Source organism: Burkholderia alba (assembly GCF_034721475.1).
GTDB classification, from domain to species: domain Bacteria; phylum Pseudomonadota; class Gammaproteobacteria; order Burkholderiales; family Burkholderiaceae; genus Burkholderia; species Burkholderia alba.
This window is the reverse complement of sequence record NZ_JAWJWL010000118.1, coordinates 1-2,342: the sequence shown is the minus strand read 5'-3', so window position 1 is coordinate 2,342 and position 2,342 is coordinate 1. Positions and strand designations below refer to the sequence as shown.

The window sequence follows — 2,342 nt, the reverse complement described above, 5'->3', positions numbered from 1 at the left end:
GTGCGGGATGCGGCGGTGCTGGTGGTGGAGGGTGCGGAAGGCGACAAGCGGCTGGCGGCGTATGTGGTGCCGGCGGGCGAGCCGGGCGAGGGGGATGGGGCGCGGTGGCAGGGCTGGCTGAGCGAGCGGTTGCCGTTGCACATGGTGCCGTCGTCGTATGTGGAGCTGGCGCGATTCCCGTTGACGCCGAACGGCAAGCTGGATCGCCGCGCGCTGCCCGCGCCTGAGCAGGCGGCAGCCGGCCGCGCGGCGTTCGTCGCGCCCGCGAGTCCCGCCGAAGCGGCGCTGCTCGCGGTCTGGCGCGGCGTGCTGCGGCGCGACGACATCGGCGTGACCGACAACTTCTTCGTGATCGGCGGCGACTCGATCCTGAGCCTGCAGATCGTCGCGAAGGCGCGCGACGCCGGCCTGCATCTGACGCCGCGAATGGTGTTCGAGGCGCCGACGGTCGAGCAACTCGCCCGCGCGGCGCAAGCGGTCGAGACATCGTCCGCCGACGTCGCGCGCAGCGTCGACAGCGGCCCGGCCTCGGCCGAATTGTGGCGCGCGCTCGGCGTCACGCCCGAGCATATCGAGGACGTCTATCCGGCGACGCCGCTGCAAAGCGGCCTGCTGTACCACACGCTTGCCGAGCCGGAACAGAACGCGTACCTGAATCAGTTGCGCGTGACCCTGTCCGGGCCGCTCGATCGCGCCGCGATGCGGGCCGCGTGGCAGGCGGCGTTCGAGCGGCATGCGATCCTGCGCACGCGCTTCGCGTGGCAGCACGGCGGCACGGTGATGCAGATCGTTCATCGCAAGCTGCCGCTGCCGTTCGAACAGCACGACTGGTCCGCGGCGACCGACTATGACGCGCGGCTTGCCGACTGGCGCGCGCGGGATCTCGCGGCAGGTCTGCCGCCCGATGCGGCGCCGCTGATGCGCATCGCGTTGTTCGTGCGCGATGCGCAGAGCGCCGATCTCGTCTGGACCCATCATCACCTGTTGCTCGACGGCTGGAGCGTCGCGCAGCTGTTCGGCGAAATCCTGCGCGACTACCGCGCGCGGACCGCCGGCGCGGGCGCCGCGTTCGAACGGGTGCCGCCGTACCGTCACTACGTCGACTGGGTCCGGCTGGCGGCCGACGATCCGGCGACGGAGACCTGGTGGCGCCAGCGCGCCGCGCGGCTCGACGAGCCCGCGACGCTGACCGCGAGCCTGGCGGCACCGGCGGTTGTCGAGCCGGGGTCGCACACGCGCCGCGCGCTGCTCGACGCCGCGCTCGGCGAACGCCTTCAGGCGGCGGCCCGCCGCCACGAGGTCACGCTCAACACGCTCATGCAGGGTGCGTGGGCCGTGCTGCTCGCGCGCTACGGCCATCGCAGCGGCGTCGCCTACGGCACGACGCTCGCCGGTCGGCCCGCGCATCTGCCCGGCGTCGAGCGGATGCTCGGGCTGTTCATCAATACGCTGCCGGTGTGGGTCGACGTGGATGCGCGCGCCGATGTTGGCGGCTGGCTGCGCGGTCTGCAGCGCGACCTCGCCGACCTGCGCCAGTACGAGCACACGCCGCTCGCGCGGGTGCAGCAGTGGACGGGGCGCAGCGGCGACGCGCTGTTCGACAGCATCGTGGTGTTCGAGAACTACCCGATCGACACGGCGTCGCAGCAGAGCGACGACGGCTTGCGGGTGGGCGCGATCGACTCGATCGATCCGACTCACTACCCGCTCGCGCTCGCGATCATCCCGCGCAGCCAGGGCGTGTCGCTCGAATGGGCGTGGGACGGCGCGCGACTCGACCGTTCGACGGTGGAGCGGATCGCGTCGCAGTATGAAGCGGTGCTGGCGCAGCTGGCGGACGACGCGCAGCGGCGGGTCGGCGAGCTGTCGTTGCCGACGGGTCAGCATGCGCAGGTTGCGCGGCGCTATGCGTTCGAATCGCTGGGTCAGGCTCTGATCGCGCAGGCGCGACGCACGCCGGATTCGATTGCGCTGCGCTGCGAAGGGGCGACGCTCAGCTATGCGCAGCTGGATGCGTGGTCGAATGCGCTGGCTGCACGGCTTGCCGCGCGTGGCGTGAGCGCGGAGCGACGTGTCGGTTTGTGCGTGGCGCGGGGCCCGGCGTTGCTGGCGGCGTTGCTCGGGATCATCCAATCGGGCGGGGCGTTCGTGCCGCTCGATCCGGAGTATCCGCAAGCGCGTCTGACGCAGATGATCGAGGATGCGGGGATCGAGCAGGTTGTGGCGGATGAGGCGAGCGCGCAGCAGGTGGCGGACGTGCTTGCGGGTTGTCAGGTGCTCGATGTCGGAACCGTGCGGGATGCCAGTGGCAAGCCTTCGAGTACGGACGATGCATCGGTGCC

Annotated in this window: 1 protein-coding gene; it reads left to right on the top strand. The window is 71.4% G+C overall.

Features of this window, described 5'->3' with window-relative positions; all coding sequences use genetic code 11:
• Positions 1-2,342 (top strand): condensation domain-containing protein (locus RZR99_RS32650; RefSeq protein WP_323123807.1); only part of this gene is annotated, 2,342 nt, incomplete at both ends.